General features: G+C 54.0%; 14 protein-coding genes. 8 read left to right on the top strand and 6 right to left on the bottom strand.

Annotated features, from left to right (window positions below; all coding sequences use genetic code 11):
• Position 1: 1 nt before the first annotated feature.
• Positions 2–1,048: a selenide, water dikinase SelD gene (selD, locus tag FA91_RS09880; RefSeq protein ID WP_034915213.1), complete on the bottom strand. Its 1,047-nt coding sequence runs from the start codon at positions 1,046–1,048 to the stop codon at positions 2–4.
• 143 nt (positions 1,049–1,191) lie between these two features.
• The gene (locus FA91_RS09885; RefSeq protein WP_034915214.1) at positions 1,192–1,743 is read right to left on the bottom strand and encodes an NAD(P)H nitroreductase; all 552 of its coding nucleotides are present in this window, start codon (positions 1,741–1,743) and stop codon (positions 1,192–1,194) included.
• A gap of 185 nt (positions 1,744–1,928) precedes the next feature.
• Here FA91_RS09885 and sppA point away from each other — a divergent pair, with 185 nt between their 5' ends.
• Both sppA and ansA read left to right on the top strand, forming a co-directional pair.
• A complete protein-coding gene (gene sppA / locus FA91_RS09890) occupies positions 1,929–3,785 on the top strand; it encodes a signal peptide peptidase SppA (RefSeq protein WP_034915217.1) in 1,857 nt (618 codons plus the stop codon).
• Positions 3,786–3,868: 83 nt separating this feature from the next.
• Complete coding sequence (gene ansA, locus FA91_RS09895) at positions 3,869–4,891, top strand: asparaginase (RefSeq protein ID WP_034915219.1); 1,023 nt, start codon at positions 3,869–3,871, stop codon at positions 4,889–4,891.
• Positions 4,892–4,933: 42 nt separating this feature from the next.
• Here ansA and FA91_RS09900 read toward each other — a convergent pair whose 3' ends face one another.
• Together FA91_RS09900 and msrB are read right to left on the bottom strand one after the other, a co-directional pair.
• Positions 4,934–5,212 carry a DUF1315 family protein gene (locus tag FA91_RS09900; protein ID WP_034915221.1) on the bottom strand — a complete coding sequence of 93 codons (279 nt, stop codon included), beginning with the start codon at positions 5,210–5,212 and terminating at the stop codon, positions 4,934–4,936.
• Between the two features lie 3 nt (positions 5,213–5,215).
• On the bottom strand, positions 5,216–5,620 hold the full coding sequence (msrB, locus tag FA91_RS09905) for a peptide-methionine (R)-S-oxide reductase MsrB (protein ID WP_034915224.1): 405 nt from the start codon (positions 5,618–5,620) through the stop codon (positions 5,216–5,218).
• A 342-nt stretch (positions 5,621–5,962) separates the two neighbouring features.
• Between msrB and gapA the strand changes: the two genes are divergently transcribed.
• Both gapA and FA91_RS09915 read left to right on the top strand, forming a co-directional pair.
• A complete protein-coding gene (gene gapA / locus FA91_RS09910; protein ID WP_034915227.1) occupies positions 5,963–6,958 on the top strand; it encodes a glyceraldehyde-3-phosphate dehydrogenase in 996 nt (331 codons plus the stop codon).
• A 60-nt stretch (positions 6,959–7,018) separates the two neighbouring features.
• The gene (locus FA91_RS09915) at positions 7,019–7,894 is read left to right on the top strand and encodes a D-hexose-6-phosphate mutarotase (protein WP_034915230.1); all 876 of its coding nucleotides are present in this window, start codon (positions 7,019–7,021) and stop codon (positions 7,892–7,894) included.
• A gap of 9 nt (positions 7,895–7,903) precedes the next feature.
• On the opposite strand, the gene FA91_RS09920 is transcribed toward FA91_RS09915, so the two are convergent.
• Both FA91_RS09920 and FA91_RS09925 read right to left on the bottom strand, forming a co-directional pair.
• Complete coding sequence (locus FA91_RS09920; protein WP_034915232.1) at positions 7,904–8,755, bottom strand: aldo/keto reductase; 852 nt, start codon at positions 8,753–8,755, stop codon at positions 7,904–7,906.
• A 60-nt stretch (positions 8,756–8,815) separates the two neighbouring features.
• Positions 8,816–9,565 carry a MipA/OmpV family protein gene (locus FA91_RS09925; protein WP_034915234.1) on the bottom strand — a complete coding sequence of 250 codons (750 nt, stop codon included), beginning with the start codon at positions 9,563–9,565 and terminating at the stop codon, positions 8,816–8,818.
• A 422-nt stretch (positions 9,566–9,987) separates the two neighbouring features.
• On the opposite strand from FA91_RS09925, the gene yeaG reads away from it, so the two are divergent.
• The 4 genes from yeaG (at position 9,988) to FA91_RS09945 (ending at position 15,589) form a co-directional block, all read left to right on the top strand.
• Entirely contained in the window at positions 9,988–11,922 is a 1,935-nt protein-coding gene (yeaG, locus tag FA91_RS09930) for a protein kinase YeaG (protein WP_034915237.1), read from the top strand.
• A gap of 66 nt (positions 11,923–11,988) precedes the next feature.
• Positions 11,989–13,269 (top strand): YeaH/YhbH family protein, encoded by a 1,281-nt coding sequence (locus tag FA91_RS09935; RefSeq protein ID WP_034915239.1) that lies wholly within the window; start codon positions 11,989–11,991, stop codon positions 13,267–13,269.
• Positions 13,270–13,549: 280 nt separating this feature from the next.
• Complete coding sequence (locus tag FA91_RS09940) at positions 13,550–15,277, top strand: potassium/proton antiporter (RefSeq protein ID WP_034915240.1); 1,728 nt, start codon at positions 13,550–13,552, stop codon at positions 15,275–15,277.
• A gap of 78 nt (positions 15,278–15,355) precedes the next feature.
• Complete coding sequence (locus FA91_RS09945; protein WP_034915242.1) at positions 15,356–15,589, top strand: DUF1480 family protein; 234 nt, start codon at positions 15,356–15,358, stop codon at positions 15,587–15,589.
• Positions 15,590–15,693: the final 104 nt, after the last annotated feature.

Raw genomic sequence — 15,693 nt, forward strand, 5'->3', positions numbered from 1 at the left:
CTCAGCCGATAATTTCAATCAGCGCCCGGCCCGCCCGCGGCGCATGCAGCTCGCCGATGGCGGTAAGGGAGGTATTCATTACGCCTGCGCGCTCGATGACCGCCGCTTCTGCTTCAGGCGTTACCGCCAGCAGCAGACCGCCGGAAGTTTGCGGATCGCACAGTAGCTGTCGCTGAGGTTCGCTCATTTCGCCAATCAAATGGCCGTAGCTGGCGAAGTTGCGTGCGGTTCCGCCGGGAACGCAGCCCCGGGCGATGTAGCCGTCAACGCCTGGCAGGCGAGGCACTGCGCTGAACCAGACGTCCGCCTGCACGCCGGAGCCCTGGCAGATTTCGCTAAGATGCCCCAGCAGGCCGAAACCGGTGACGTCAGTCATCGCCGTCACGCCGTCAACATCGGCGAACACCGCCCCGGCTTTATTCAGCTGGCACATCACTTCAGTGGCAAGGCCAACATGTTCTGGCTGGAGCAGCGTCCGTTTCTCAGCCGTCGTCAACACGCCGATACCCAGCGGTTTGGTGAGAAACAGCTTGCACCCTGCGCGCGCTGCGCTGTTTTTCTTTACCTTATGCGGATCGATTACGCCGGTTACCGCCAGGCCGAAAATAGGCTCCGGCGCATCGATTGAATGCCCGCCCGCCAGCGAGATCCCCGCGTCGCGGCAGACGTGGCGCCCGCCCTCAATCACCTGCTTCGCCACCGACGGCGGCAGTTTATCCACCGGCCAGCCCAGAATGGCGATCGCCATAATCGGTTTACCGCCCATGGCATAGATATCACTGATGGCGTTGGTGGCCGCGATGCGGCCAAAATCAAAGGGATCGTCAACGATGGGCATAAAGAAGTCGGTTGTGCTGATCACCGCCGTACCGTTACCTGCATCCCAGACCGCCGCATCGTCACGGGTTTCATTACCCACCAGCAGATGGGGATCGTTGAACAACGGGCTGTCGCTGTGCAGGATCTGCTCAAGGACGGCGGGCGAAATTTTGCAGCCGCAGCCGGCGCCATGACTGTATTGCGTCAGGCGAATGGTTTCGTCTTTCATTTTATGGCTCCCATCAGGCATCAACCCGCGACATGGTAGCGCTTAATGCCGACAGTAGTAAGGGCTGAGATATTTTTCCGCCGCCGTTCGCTCATTATCACCACAAAATGCGGGGCCGCTCGCAACCCCTGGGTGCAAAATCTTCAGAAACGGCTGACAAAAGGCGCGGTATCTGGCGGGAGAACGGTGGTGGAAGACTTTAACTGCGGCGTGCCGAGGTAAAGGAAGCCGACGATGGCGTCCTGCTGGCGACAGTTGAACGCATCGCGTACGGCAGCATGTTCCGTCCACGCCCCGCTGCGCCAGACACCGTTGAAGCCCTGCGCCAGCGCGGCCATCTGCATCGCCATGACCGCGCAGCCCGCCGACACTACCTGCTCCCACCGCGGCACTTTATGATCTTCTTCGCAATGCGCCACCACGGTGATGATCATCGGCGCGCGATACGGGGCCTTTTTCGCTTTTTCAATCGCTTTGTCGTCCATCCCGTCCGTGCGGGCTGCCTCTTCGAGCAGCGTGCTGAAACGGTCACGCCCGTCATTTTCAACAATAATGAAGCGCCAGGGCTGTAGCGTGCCGTGATCGGGCGCGCGCATACCGGCACGGAGGATATTTTCGAGTACCTCGCCCGCAGGCGCAGGTTCGCTCAGGCGTGACGCCGAACGACGGTTAACAACCAGATCCAGTGCATCCATTTTTACCTCCTGATAACACGTGTAGTGCGTCCAGGCTAGCACAGGATGATGATTTGTTACAGCATTGCACTTTTTCCTGCTGACAATTTCACCGTCGCTAATTAGGATGTCATCATCACGCTGCGGTTTGGCGAAAAGGCGACAGCGTCTTTCCCTTACCGGGTTTTTATCAAAATGGAGAAGTTATGCGCACTTTGTGGCGAATCATTGCCGGTTTTTTCAAATGGACCTGGCGGCTGTTGAATTTTGTTCGTGAATTTATTCTTAATCTGTTTTTAGTGCTGTTGATTGTGGTGTGCGTGGGGATCTGGTTCCAGGTGAATCGCGCGACGACGCCGGAGCCGGTGACAAAAGGCGCGCTGGTGGTTGATCTCACTGGCGTCGTGGTCGACAAACCCTCCGTTAACAACAAGCTCAGCAAAATCAGCCGACAGCTGTTGGGCGCCAGCAGCGATCGCTTAAAGGAGAATTCGCTGTTTGACGTAGTGGATGCCATTCGTCAGGCAAAGGATGATGCCAACATTACCGGAATGGTGCTCGATCTGCGCGATTTCGCGGGCGGCGACCAGCCATCCTTACAATATATCGGCAAGGCGCTGCGCGAGTTCCGCGACAGCGGCAAGAAAATTTACGCCACCGGCGACAGCTACAGCCAGGCGCAATATTACCTTGCCAGCTTTGCTAATAAAATTTATCTCTCACCGCAGGGCAACGTCGATTTGCACGGTTTTGCCACCAACGGCCTCTACTACAAATCACTGCTGGATAAGCTGAAGGTCAGTTCGCACGTTTTCCGCGTGGGCACCTATAAGTCGGCGGTAGAACCTTTCCTGCGTGACGATATGTCGCCTGCGGCGCGCGACGCCGATGGCCGTTGGGTGGGCGAGCTGTGGCAGAATTTCCTCGGCACCCTGGCTGCTAACCGGCAGATTACCGCCGATCAGGTGTTTCCTGGCGCGCAGGGCGTGCTTGACGGCCTGCAAAAAACCGGTGGCGACACGGCCCTGTATGCCAAAAACGCAAAGCTGGTTGATGAACTGGCCTCACGCGCGCTGGTTGAAAATGAGTTAGGTAAAATCTTTGGCTGGGACGATCGGGCCAACGAGTACAAAGGCACCAGCATTTACGACTATGCCGTGAAGGATAACGGCTCCGCCAATGGCGAAATTGCCGTTATCATGGCAAACGGCGCCATTATCGACGGAGAGGAGACGCCCGGCAACGTGGGTGGCGACACCACGGCAATGCAGATCCGCGAAGCGCGCCTGGACAAGAAAATCAAAGCGATTATTCTGCGCGTTAACAGCCCCGGCGGCAGCGTTACCGCCTCCGAAACCATTCGTGAGGAGCTGGCGGCGGCGAAGGCAGCTAATAAGCCGGTTGTGGTATCAATGGGCGGCATGGCGGCTTCCGGTGGCTACTGGATCTCCACGCCGGCGAATTACATTATCGCCAGTCCGAGCACGCTGACCGGCTCCATCGGCATCTTTGGCGTGATCAATACCGTTGAAAACTCGCTCGACGCTATCGGCGTTCACACCGATGGCGTGGCTACTTCACCGCTGGCCGATGTGGCATTGACCAAAGCATTGCCACCTGAGATGCAGCAGATGATGCAAATCAGTATTGAAAACGGCTACAGAAACTTCCTCGGGCTGGTGGCGAAATCGCGCGGCAAAACGCCGGAGCAGATCGACCAGATTGCGCAGGGACACGTCTGGACCGGCAGTGATGCGAAAGCAAACGGCCTGGTGGATGCATTAGGCGACTTTGACGACGCGGTCACCAAAGCGGCGGAGCTGGCGAAGCTCAACAAGCCGAAACTGAACTGGTATCAGGATGAGCCGGGCTTTATGGACATGCTTTTCAGCCAGGTAGATGTCTCGATTCGTGCCGCGCTGCCTGGCGCGCTGAAGGTTTATCTGCCGGCACCGATGGCCGAAGTGGTGAGCGCAATGAAAAACCAGCCAGGTCTGTTTGATAAGATGAACGATCCGCAAAATCGTTATGCGATGTGCCTGACCTGCGCGCAGGTTAAGTAATCAACGCAGCCCGGCCTCTGGTCGGGCTGCTTTTCCCCCGCTTTACCCTTATACTTCGCCTTTTCGGCAAGCCAGAGTTTTCAATGCAAAAAAAATCTATTTACGTGGCCTATACCGGCGGCACTATCGGTATGCAACGCTCCGAGCACGGTTACATTCCTGTTTCAGGTCACCTGCAATCTCAACTGGCGGCCATGCCGGAGTTTCATCGCGCAGAAATGCCGGATTTTACCATTCATGAATACGCGCCGCTGATTGATTCATCCGATATGACGCCGCAGGACTGGCAGGCGATAGCCGACGATATCCGGCAAAATTATGCGCTGTACGACGGTTTTGTCATTCTCCATGGCACTGACACCATGGCGTTTACCGCTTCTGCGCTCTCTTTTATGCTGGAAAACCTCGGCAAACCGGTAATTGTGACAGGGTCACAAATTCCGCTTGCCGAACTGCGTTCTGACGGGCAGCAAAATCTGCTTAACGCGCTGTTTGTTGCTGCGAATTACCCGATCAATGAAGTCGCCCTTTTCTTCAACAATACGCTTTACCGGGGCAACCGGACCACCAAAGCGCATGCCGATGGTTTCAACGCGTTCGCGTCGCCTAACCTGCCGCCGCTGCTGGAAGCCGGTATCCACATTCGCCGTCTGAACACGCCGCCTGCACCCGGCGGCGCTGGCGAACTGATTGTACACCCGATTACGCCGCAGCCCATAGGCGTGGTGACAATCTATCCGGGCATTTCTGCCGATGTGGTCAGTAACTTTCTGCTTCAGCCGGTGAAGGCGCTGATCCTGCGTTCCTATGGCGTGGGCAACGCGCCACAGAACCCGGCGTTTCTGCGTGAACTGAAAGAGGCGAGCGCGCGTGGCATTGTGGTAATTAACCTGACGCAGTGCATGTCGGGCAAGGTCAATATGGGCGGTTATGCGACCGGTAACGCGCTGGCGCTGGCGGGCGTGGTCAGCGGACACGATCTGACGGTGGAAGCGACGTTGACCAAGCTGCATTTCCTGCTGAGTCAGGATCTGTCGAGTGATGAGGTACGCCGTTTAATGCAGTTGAATCTGCGTGGCGAACTGACGCCGGATGACAAGAATTGAGGATGGACTGAGCGGGCGTCACGCCCGCTGAAGGCGAAGACACTACTGCAAACGGATAGAAGTGACGTTGTCATCATTAATGCCGAACTCTTCCTTAAGCTGCTTTTTTGTTCGGGTGACGATTTCGCCACCCTTACCCACGCTCATGTGCTGCGGCGCGTCGTTATGTCGCGACTGCCACAGCATCACCAGTTGCAGGCTGTTCTCCTTTTGCTCCGGCGTCAACGCCACGCCGTCCGCCCATTTTCCGGTTTCAACCGCCGTTGCCAGCCGCTGATAGACTTCCGGCGTCATGGCGGCAATCATTTCATCAAGTTCCATGGTTCAGCCTTTAATGTTATTGCCATCATCATCGGTGAAGCTTAACGAAGCGGAGTTGACGCAAAAGCGTTCGCCGGTGGGCTGCGGGCCGTCAGGAAATACGTGCCCCAGATGAGCGTCGCAGGTTCCACAGCGGATTTCCGTACGCTGCATGCCATGCGAATCATCTTCCAGGTAACGGATCGCCTCGTCCTGATAAGGCTGATAGAAGCTGGGCCAGCCACAGCCGGACTCGTATTTGCTTTCGGATAAGAACAGCGGCGCGTTGCACACCAGGCAGTGATAAATGCCCTCGCCTTTATTGTGCAGGAGCTTGCCGGAAAAAGGCGGCTCCGTTCCACGCTGCTGCGTAACGTAGTGCTGGATTTCGGTTAAATCGGTTTCAGGTTTCAGGATGTCTTTGGCCATTTTTACCGCTCTCTCGCCGTGTAAATCTGAAAATTTCAGCTACTATTCTAACAAATGCTTAACAAGATCAGGGGAATTTTTTCTTCCAGGCAGAATCTGAAGGCAGCGCGGAAGATAAAATGTGAAGTACATCACTCTTTTTACCTTTCCCCCCTTTATATTTTGTCCGGTCGGCCCAAGATCAGTGCCCAGAAGTCATTGCGAACCGCCTTTTTGGGCAACTATTCCTCGCTGAGGATTTGATTTGCCGCAACAGTTGAAGCGATTCCGCTTGACGCCTGGCAAGGTTTTTGTAATTTTACAGGCAACCTTTTATTCACTAACAAATAGCTGGTGGAATATATGACTATCAAAGTAGGTATCAACGGTTTTGGCCGTATTGGTCGCATCGTTTTCCGTGCTGCTCAGCAGCGTTCTGACATCGAAATCGTTGCCATCAACGATCTTCTGGACGCAGAGTACATGGCTTACATGCTGAAATTTGACTCTACTCACGGTCGTTTCGACGGCACCGTAGAAGTTAAAGACGGCCAGTTGGTTGTTAACGGCAAAACCATCCGTGTTACCGCTGAAAGAGATCCGGCTAACCTGAAATGGGGCGAAATCGGCGTTGACGTTGTTGCTGAAGCAACCGGCATCTTCCTGACCGATGAAACCGCACGTAAACACATTCAGGCAGGCGCGAAGAAAGTCGTTCTGACCGGTCCATCTAAAGATGACACCCCAATGTTTGTTATGGGCGTGAACCACAAATCTTACGCGGGTCAGGAGATCGTTTCTAACGCCTCTTGTACCACTAACTGCCTGGCGCCGCTGGCTAAAGTCATCAACGACAAATTCGGTATCGTTGAAGGCCTGATGACCACCGTTCACGCGACCACTGCAACGCAGAAAACCGTTGACGGCCCATCTCACAAAGACTGGCGCGGCGGCCGTGGCGCTTCTCAGAACATCATCCCTTCTTCTACCGGCGCTGCTAAAGCCGTAGGTAAAGTGATCCCTGAGCTGAACGGTAAACTGACCGGTATGTCTTTCCGCGTACCTACCCCTAACGTTTCCGTGGTTGACCTGACTGCACGTCTGGCGAAGCCTGCTTCTTACAAAGAAATTTGTGAAGCCATCAAAGCTGCCGCTGAAGGTGAACTGAAAGGCGTTATGGGTTACACCGAAGACGAAGTGGTTTCTACCGATTTCAACGGCGAAACCCTGACTTCCGTATTTGATGCGAAAGCCGGTATCGCGCTGAGCGACACCTTTGTTAAGCTGGTTTCCTGGTACGATAACGAAACCGGTTACTCTAACAAGGTTCTCGATCTGATCGCACACATCTCTAAATAAGCGATGTGATGCCATTCTCTGAGGCGACTTCGGTCGCCTTTTTTTATAGCAGGGTGACTCATGAACGAAAAACTCTTCTCGCTCCCCGTTATTGAACAAATCACGCCTTACATTTCTCAACGCCTTGTCGGCGAACTGCCGGTTATTACTATTGTTCATCCAAAGGTCCGCGCCGCAGTCACGCTTCAGGGCGCACAGCTTATTGACTGGCAGCCCGCAGGTGAAGCCCCGGTTATCTGGCTGAGCGAAAAAACCGCCTTTGCCAACGGCAAGGCCATTCGCGGCGGCGTACCAATCTGCTGGCCCTGGTTCGGCCCTGCGGGTGAACCCGCACACGGTTTTGCCCGCAATCTGCCGTGGACGCTTTCCGCCCATGATGAAAACGAAGAGAGCGTGGTGCTGACTTTTGTGCTGGAAAGCAGTGAACAAACAAAGAAACTGTGGCCCCACGACTTTACGCTGCTTGCCCGCTATCGCTTCAGCGATCGCTGCGAAATCGAGCTGGAAGCGCACGGCGAGTTTGAGGCAACGGCAGCGCTGCACAGCTATTTTGCCGTGGCGGATATTGCCGGCGTTGAGGTCAGCGGCCTTGGCAAGCACTACATCGATAAAGTAAACGGCGGTGTTGAAGGCGCGTCCGAAAACGGTAAGCAAACCTATCCGGATCGTGTCGACCGCATTCATACCCAGCCGGAAGACTGTAGCGTGATCGTTGATACGGCAGGCAGGCGCACGCTGGAGATCTATCACCACTACCACAGCGATGTGGTAACGTGGAACCCCGGCCCGGCACTGTCGTGCAGCATGGGCGATATGCCGAATGAAGGCTACAAAACGATGGTCTGCGTTGAGACGGCGCACGTTTCAACGCCGATGATCAGCGCGGCCGAAGCGCCTTCACGCCTGGCGACCACCTTTCGCATTCGTAAAGGCTGATTGCACGCCTTAAACGATATCCAACGGCAATTTACGATCGGGTGCAGGAAAGGCCCGATCGATCGTCTCCCGCTCCGTCCTGGTCAGGGTAATATCAAGCGCAGCGGCGTTTTCCTTTACATGCTGTATTGAACCGGCCTTTGGAATTGCCATCACCCCTTCTTCACGAATGACCCACGCAAGCAGCAGTTGCGCCACGCTTACGCCTTTTTGCCGGGCAATTTCGTTTAATTTTACGTGCGTCATCAGGTCATGCCGTAAACGGCCCGCCTGCGCCAACGGGCAATAGGCCATTACCGGCATCGCCCGCTCACGGCACAGCGGTAAAAGATCGTATTCAATGCCTCTGGAAGCAAGATGGTAAAGCACCTGATTTGCCGCGCAGGCTTCGCCGCCCCGTTCATTCAGCAGCGATTTCATATCGTCGCTGTCAAAGTTGGAGACGCCCCAGCGCCGGATTTTACCCTGCTGCTGGAGAGTTTCCATCGCGCGAATGGTTTCTTCCAGCGGCACGCCGCCGCGCCAGTGGAGAAGGTAGAGATCGAGGTAATCGGTTTTCAACCTCGCCAGGCTGCGCTCGCAGGCGTTAATCGCATCACTATGGCCCGCATTCCACGGATAGACTTTTGATACCAGCCAGGCGCTGTCGCGTCTGCCCTTTAACGCCTCGCCCACTACCTCTTCCGCGCCGCCGTCAGCGTACATTTCGGCCGTATCAATGACCGTCAGCCCCAAATCGAGACCGCACTGAAGCGCGGCCACTTCGCTTTTACGCTGATGGGCATTTTCACCCATGTACCAGGTGCCCTGGCCGATAGCGGGTAGCGCCACGTCATGGGTAAAGCCGATCGTATGAGCCATGGATCCTCCCGGAGGTTTACTGAGTGAAAAAACAGGGCGCGGATGCCCTTTAACAGTGCATCAGAAGGTGTAGCTGATGCCTGTCCATACGGTGAGCTGCGAACTCTGATCGACCATCGGGCTGTCTTTCACCTCATCGCTCAGGCGCGTATAGCGGCCGGCCAGGGTAGCATTCCAGCTCTCATTGATGGCATAAATAGTGGTCAGCTCAAGGTAAGGATTCCAGCTATCGTCCGCATCGTAGCTGGCGAGGCCGCTGCGACGGGATTCTCGTTTAGAGACGCCATAGTAATAGTCATTCTGGTTTTCGCTGCTGTAAACCGCGCCAATACCAGGCGTAACGGAGAGTTGTCCAAACTGGAAACGATAGAGGTAGGCCAGATCCCAGATGTAGCCGTTGCTGTTATCCAGTACGTCAGCCGCTACCGTGGTACGCACGGTGCCCCACTCGGCGTTATGTCGCCAGGTTGCGCCAGCCAGCGCGGTCATGTGACGATTATCAAGCTGTTTAAGCTGTTTATTGTCCGTGTCGTCAGTATCAAACTGCTGGGGGGAACCCAGTATGGTGAGTGAAAGCTGATCCTCCTGATCTTTCCACAAATAGTAACCCGCCTGAAAACCATGAATATAGAAACTGTCGCCATCATAGTTGATCAGCGGCAGTGGCAAATAACGGCTGTCCCCTCCTTTATACGGGCTTTCGCTGTAGACAACGGAGGCTCCAAGGCTGACCGGCTCGGCCTGCACAACGCTGGCAGCGAAACCCGTTGAGAAAAGAACGGTCAGGGCGCTAAGTTTGAAATAGTTCACAATTAATTCATTCCATAAATATAACAATCAGACAGGCCAGTTTTACTGCCGCTGGCGGTAAGGTTAAATCTTTACATGTTTCGTCGCATTTAGCATCAGCTTCTGCAAGGATAATCGCTGCAAAGCCTTTTTTACAATTTTCCCGCAGCCCGCGTCAGTCAAGGTTATCCCTTTGCAGGAATTTAACTTTGTTATTGAAATTGCATATGAAATAGCCAGTAACTCAGGAAATTTCTTAAATGCCATCTACGCTTAAATGAATGACCTCAGGTTTTGATGAGCAGAGTAACTCTCAGATTTGTGTTCCCGATAATAAGTCAGGTTGGCATAAGGGTTGCTGTACTCTTTTATAAGTTCCTTCAGGGGCTCGCATAACTTAGGCTCCTGGTACCTGTGCTATAAACGAAAGGACGGGCATCGCCATGAATATATTCGATCATTATCGTCAGCGTTATGAGGCTGCCAAGGACGAAGAGTTCACATTACAGGAATTTCTTACTATCTGTCGGCAGGACCGTAGTGCCTACGCCAATGCGGCAGAACGACTGTTAATGGCTATTGGCGAGCCGGTTATGGTCGACACAGCACTGGAGCCTCGCCTTTCCCGCCTCTTCTCCAATCGCGTTATCGGGCGCTATCCTGCCTTTGAAGAATTTTACGGTATGGAAGAGGCGATTGAGCAGATTGTCTCTTACCTGAAACATGCTGCGCAGGGGCTGGAAGAGAAGAAACAGATCCTTTATCTTCTCGGCCCGGTGGGCGGCGGTAAATCCTCGCTGGCCGAGCGTCTTAAATCGTTGATGCAGCGCGTACCGATTTATGTGTTGAGCGCGGACGGTGAGCGCAGTCCGGTCAACGATCATCCGCTCTGTCTGTTTAACCCGCAGGAAGACGCGAATATTCTTGAGAAAGAGTACGGCGTACCGCGCCGTTACCTGGGCACGATTATGTCGCCCTGGGCAGCGAAGCGCCTGCACGATTTTGGTGGGGATATCTCCCGCTTTAAAGTGGTGAAAGTATGGCCTTCCATCCTGGAACAGCTTGCTATCGCGAAAACAGAACCGGGCGATGAAAACAATCAGGACATCTCTGCGCTGGTAGGGAAAGTTGATATCCGTAAGCTGGAGAATCATGCGCAGAACGATCCCGATGCCTACGGCTATTCGGGCGCGTTGTGTCGGGCAAACCAGGGCGTGATGGAATTTGTCGAGATGTTTAAGGCGCCCATCAAGGTGCTGCATCCGCTGCTGACCGCCACGCAGGAAGGGAATTACAACGGGACGGAAGGTATCTCTGCCCTGCCGTTTAACGGCATCATACTGGCGCACTCCAACGAATCCGAATGGGTGACTTTCCGCAACAATAAGAACAATGAAGCCTTCCTTGACCGCGTCTATATCGTCAAGGTGCCTTATTGCCTGCGCGTGTCGGAAGAGATCAAGATTTACGATAAGCTGCTTAACCACAGCGAGTTGACGCATGCGCCATGCGCGCCCGGCACGCTGGAAACCCTGGCTCGCTTTACTATCCTGTCGCGTCTTAAGGAGCCGGAAAACTCCAGCACCTACTCAAAAATGCGCGTTTACGACGGCGAAAGCCTGAAGGATACCGATCCCAAGGCAAAATCTTATCAGGAGTACCGCGACTACGCAGGCGTGGACGAAGGCATGAACGGCCTCTCGACCCGATTCGCGTTTAAAATTCTGTCGCGGGTATTTAACTTCGATCATACCGAAGTGGCCGCCAACCCGGTGCATCTCTTCTATGTGCTTGAACGGCAAATCGAGCGCGAACAGTTCCCGCAGGATCTGGCGGAAAAATACCTGGAGCACCTGAAAGGCTATCTGATCCCGAAATACGCCGAGTTTATCGGAAAAGAGATCCAGACCGCCTATCTTGAATCCTATTCCGAATACGGTCAGAACATTTTCGACCGCTACGTGACCTATGCGGACTTCTGGATTCAGGACCAGGAGTATCGCGACCCGGACACCGGCCAGCTTTTCGATCGTGAATCGCTTAACGCTGAACTGGAAAAAATTGAGAAGCCCGCCGGGATCAGTAATCCGAAAGACTTCCGTAATGAAATTGTCAATTTTGTGCTGCGGGCACGCGCGCATAATAGCGGACGTAATCCCAACTGGACCAGCTACGAAAAACTACGCACGGTTATTGAGAAGAAAATGTTCTCTAATACCGAAGAGTTACTGCCGGTTATTTCGTTTAACACCAAAACGTCAACCGACGAGCAGAAAAAACATGATGACTTTGTCGACCGCATGATGGAAAAAGGCTATACGCGCAAACAGGTTCGCCTGCTGTGTGAATGGTATTTGCGCGTCAGAAAATCGTCGTGATAGCGGCATTCATGCTCACGAGCCAGATATCGTCTGGCTCGGTTTGCAACGTTGTGTGGGGGATCTATGGCCTATTTTATCGATCGGCGTCTCAACGGCAAAAATAAAAGCGCGGTTAATCGCCAGCGCTTTTTGCGCCGCTACAAGTCGCAAATCAAGCAGTCGATTTCCGAGGCCATTAATAAGCGTTCGGTAACCGATACTGAAAGTGGTGAATCCGTTTCCATCCCGATTGATGATATCAATGAGCCCATCTTTCATCAGGGACGCGGCGGTCAGCGTCACCGTGTCCATCCGGGCAACGATCACTTTGTACAAAACGATCGTGTGGAGCGGCCTCAGGGCGGTGGTGGCAGCGGCGGAAGCGGTCAGGGTAATGCGAGCCAGGACGGCGAAGGCCAGGACGAATTCGTCTTTAATATCTCAAAAGATGAGTATCTCGATCTGTTATTCGAAGATCTGGCACTGCCTAATCTGAAGAAAAATCAGCATCGTCAGCTCAATCAATACAAAGTGCATCGCGCCGGCTACACCTCAAACGGCGTGCCGGCCAACATCAGCGTGGTTCGCTCGCTGCAAAATTCGCTGGCGCGACGTACGGCGATGACCGCGGGCAAGCGAAGAATGCTCGGTGAACTTGAAGAAGCGCTGGCGGACGTTGAAAAGAGCGAACCGGCACAGCTTCTCGAAGAGGAGCGCCTGCGTAAAGAGATTGCCGAACTGCGCGCGCGCATTAAACGCGTGCCCTTCATCGACACCTTCGACCTGCGTTATAAGAATTTCGAAAAACGCCCGGAGCCGTCAAGCCAGGCGGTGATGTTTTGTCTGATGGACGTTTCCGGCTCGATGGATCAGGCCACGAAGGATATGGCGAAACGGTTTTATATTCTGCTCTACCTGTTTCTCAGCCGTACCTACAAAAATGTGGATGTGGTCTATATTCGCCATCACACGCAGGCGAAAGAGGTCGACGAGCAGGAGTTTTTCTACTCGCAGGAAACCGGCGGCACTATTGTCTCCAGCGCCCTGAAGCTGATGGATGAGGTGGTTAAAGAGCGCTACGATCCGGCTCTGTGGAATATTTATGCCGCACAGGCCTCTGATGGCGATAACTGGGCGGACGATTCGCCGCTTTGCCATGAGATCCTGACAAAAAACATTCTGCCGGTGGTGCGCTATTACAGTTATATTGAGATCACCCGTCGCGCGCATCAGACGCTCTGGCGGGAATATGAACATCTTCAGGCGGTATTTGATAACTTTGCCATTCAGCACATCCGTGAGCCGGAGGATATCTATCCGGTGTTTCGGGAACTGTTTCATAAGCAGGCCGAAGAGAGTTATTAACGGTTCATTGCAGCCAGTGAATTCAGGCTGGCTGCCCTCCTTATTTTATCGTCGAGCGCAAAAAACAGTGGTGCCGTCTGTTTTTGGCAATCAATCCTTTAAATAACGTACTATTCCTTGCTCCCCGCCGCCTTTTAACGCTGCCTTCTGCGTGCTACTTTATTTTATAAGCACAAAACTTCACTGAATCGTCAACAAGATGCGTTACTCTTTTGACATTCGGCGCACTTTTACCCCACACTGACATAATCTGCCGTTAATCCTACAGGAGTGAAGCACTTTGGAAGCCAGCGCAATTTATAGTTTGTTCATTATCGGTTCCGTGCTGGTAGCCGCGAGTATCTTACTCAGTTCTTTTTCTTCCCGGCTTGGCATCCCGATTCTGGTTATCTTCCTTTTTCTTGGCATGCTGGCAGGCAGTGATGGCATTGGCGGCATCGCTTTTGATAACTATCCTGCGGCCTATCTGATCAGTAACCTGGCGCTGGCGGTGATCCTGCTTGACGGTGGTATGCGCACTCAGGCCAGCTCATTCAAAGTGGCGCTTGGCCCGGCGCTCTCGCTGGCAACGGTCGGCGTACTGATTACCGCAGGATTAACCGGCATGGCTGCGGCATGGCTGTTCAACCTCGATATGATTGAAGGCTTTCTGGTCGGCGCCATTATTGGTTCAACCGATGCGGCAGCGGTCTTCTCGCTGCTGGGCGGAAAAGGGCTGAATGAACGCGTCAGCGCCACGCTGGAGATTGAATCCGGCAGTAACGATCCGATGGCGGTGTTTCTCACTATTACGCTGATTGAGATGATCCAGCAGGGCCAGACCGGCCTGAGCGGGATGTTCGTTGTGCATCTGATCCAGCAGTTTGGCCTCGGCATCGTGCTCGGCCTCGGCGGCGGCTGGGCGCTCCAGCAGTTAATTAATCGTGTTCCCCTGCCGGGCGGCCTCTATCCGCTGCTGGCGCTGAGCGGCGGCATTCTGGTCTTCGCCCTGACAACCGTTCTGGAAGGCAGTGGCATCCTGGCCGTTTACCTGTGCGGTTTTCTGTTGGGCAACTCGCCTGTTCGCAGCCGTCACGGTATTTTGCAAACCTTTGACGGCATGGCGTGGCTGAGCCAGATAGGCATGTTCCTGGTGCTTGGGCTGCTGGTTAATCCCAGCGATTTGTGGAACATTGCGCTGCCGGCAATGCTGCTGTCTCTGTGGCTGATTTTGATTGCGCGACCGCTGTCGATTATGGTCGGCCTGCTGCCTTTCCGCGGCTTTACCACCCGTGAGCGCTGGTTTATCAGTTGGGTAGGCCTGCGCGGCGCGGTGCCGATTATTCTTGCGGTATTCCCGATGATGGCGGGCATTGCGCACGCCTCGCTGTTCTTTAATATTGCTTTCTTTGTGGTGCTGGTGTCGCTGATGGTTCAGGGTACCTCACTGGGCTTTGCGGCCCGCAAGGCGAAAGTGGTGGTGCCGCCCACCGCGTCGCCCGTCTCCCGTGTGGGTCTGGACATTCACCCGGAAAACCCGTGGGAGCAGTTTGTTTACCAGCTTGGCGCCGACAAATGGTGCGTCGGCGCCGCCCTGCGCGATCTGAAAATGCCGCGCGAAACGCGCATTGCCGCCCTGTTTCGCGATAATCTGCTGTTGCATCCAACCGGTAATACACGTCTCAAAGAAGGCGACGTGCTCTGCATTATCGGACGCGAACGCGATTTGCCCGCGTTAGGCAAGTTATTCAGCCAGTCTCCGCCGGTTGCCCTCGATCAACGTTTTTTCGGCGATTTTATTCTTCAGGCAGATGCGCGCCTGCATGACGTTTCTGAGATTTACGGCATCGAGCTTGAAGAAGGATTTAACGACCGACAAACGCTGGGTCAGCTGGTGGCAGGTATGATTGGCGGCGCGCCAGTGGTAGGCGATCAGGTGGAATGGAAAAATATGATTTGGACCGTTGCTGAAAAAGAAGACAATGAAATTGTCAAAATTGGCGTGCGCGTGGCTGAAGAGAAGGAATAATCCTGGCACCCGCGCCTTGTATTTCTGTGCATTGACGACCAGGCTTAGAGAACTTGTTAGTTCTGAAGGGAGAATATCATGGGTCATGTCGTAAAGATTGGTCGCTATGAAATCATCGATGCAGAGATGGACGCGCAGAATGTCGATACGGTCAGCATTCCCTGCAACACCAATCCTGGCCTGAGCTATCAGCTCGACGGATGGGACGACCAGACCAGCGTTCCCGCCTGGATTGACGGCGAACCTGTTGATCTTGCAATCGATCATTACGATAAACAGCAGGACCGCTGGGTGTTAAAAAAACCAGCTTGATTACCGCCGCCGCGATTATTCGCGGCGTTTTTTTTGCCTCTGCTTTAATCTTTTTCACATAAATACAGAATTATCCTGATTTTCCGCTTCGCTTATTTCATATA

This window comes from Erwinia sp. 9145, assembly GCF_000745075.1.
Lineage (GTDB): Bacteria > Pseudomonadota > Gammaproteobacteria > Enterobacterales > Enterobacteriaceae > Erwinia > Erwinia oleae.

Excerpts from the sequence above, each read along its gene's own strand:
- selD (WP_034915213.1), bottom strand. The coding sequence starts at position 1,048 with ATGAAAGACGAAACCATTCGCCTGACGCAATACAGTCATGGCGCCGGC.
- FA91_RS09885 (WP_034915214.1), bottom strand. The coding sequence starts at position 1,743 with ATGGATGCACTGGATCTGGTTGTTAACCGTCGTTCGGCGTCACGCCTG.
- sppA (WP_034915217.1), top strand. The coding sequence starts at position 1,929 with ATGCGCACTTTGTGGCGAATCATTGCCGGTTTTTTCAAATGGACCTGG.
- ansA (WP_034915219.1), top strand. The coding sequence starts at position 3,869 with ATGCAAAAAAAATCTATTTACGTGGCCTATACCGGCGGCACTATCGGT.
- FA91_RS09900 (WP_034915221.1), bottom strand. The coding sequence starts at position 5,212 with ATGGAACTTGATGAAATGATTGCCGCCATGACGCCGGAAGTCTATCAG.
- msrB (WP_034915224.1), bottom strand. The coding sequence starts at position 5,620 with ATGGCCAAAGACATCCTGAAACCTGAAACCGATTTAACCGAAATCCAG.
- gapA (WP_034915227.1), top strand. The coding sequence starts at position 5,963 with ATGACTATCAAAGTAGGTATCAACGGTTTTGGCCGTATTGGTCGCATC.
- FA91_RS09915 (WP_034915230.1), top strand. The coding sequence starts at position 7,019 with ATGAACGAAAAACTCTTCTCGCTCCCCGTTATTGAACAAATCACGCCT.
- FA91_RS09920 (WP_034915232.1), bottom strand. The coding sequence starts at position 8,755 with ATGGCTCATACGATCGGCTTTACCCATGACGTGGCGCTACCCGCTATC.
- yeaG (WP_034915237.1), top strand. The coding sequence starts at position 9,988 with ATGAATATATTCGATCATTATCGTCAGCGTTATGAGGCTGCCAAGGAC.
- FA91_RS09935 (WP_034915239.1), top strand. The coding sequence starts at position 11,989 with ATGGCCTATTTTATCGATCGGCGTCTCAACGGCAAAAATAAAAGCGCG.
- FA91_RS09945 (WP_034915242.1), top strand. The coding sequence starts at position 15,356 with ATGGGTCATGTCGTAAAGATTGGTCGCTATGAAATCATCGATGCAGAG.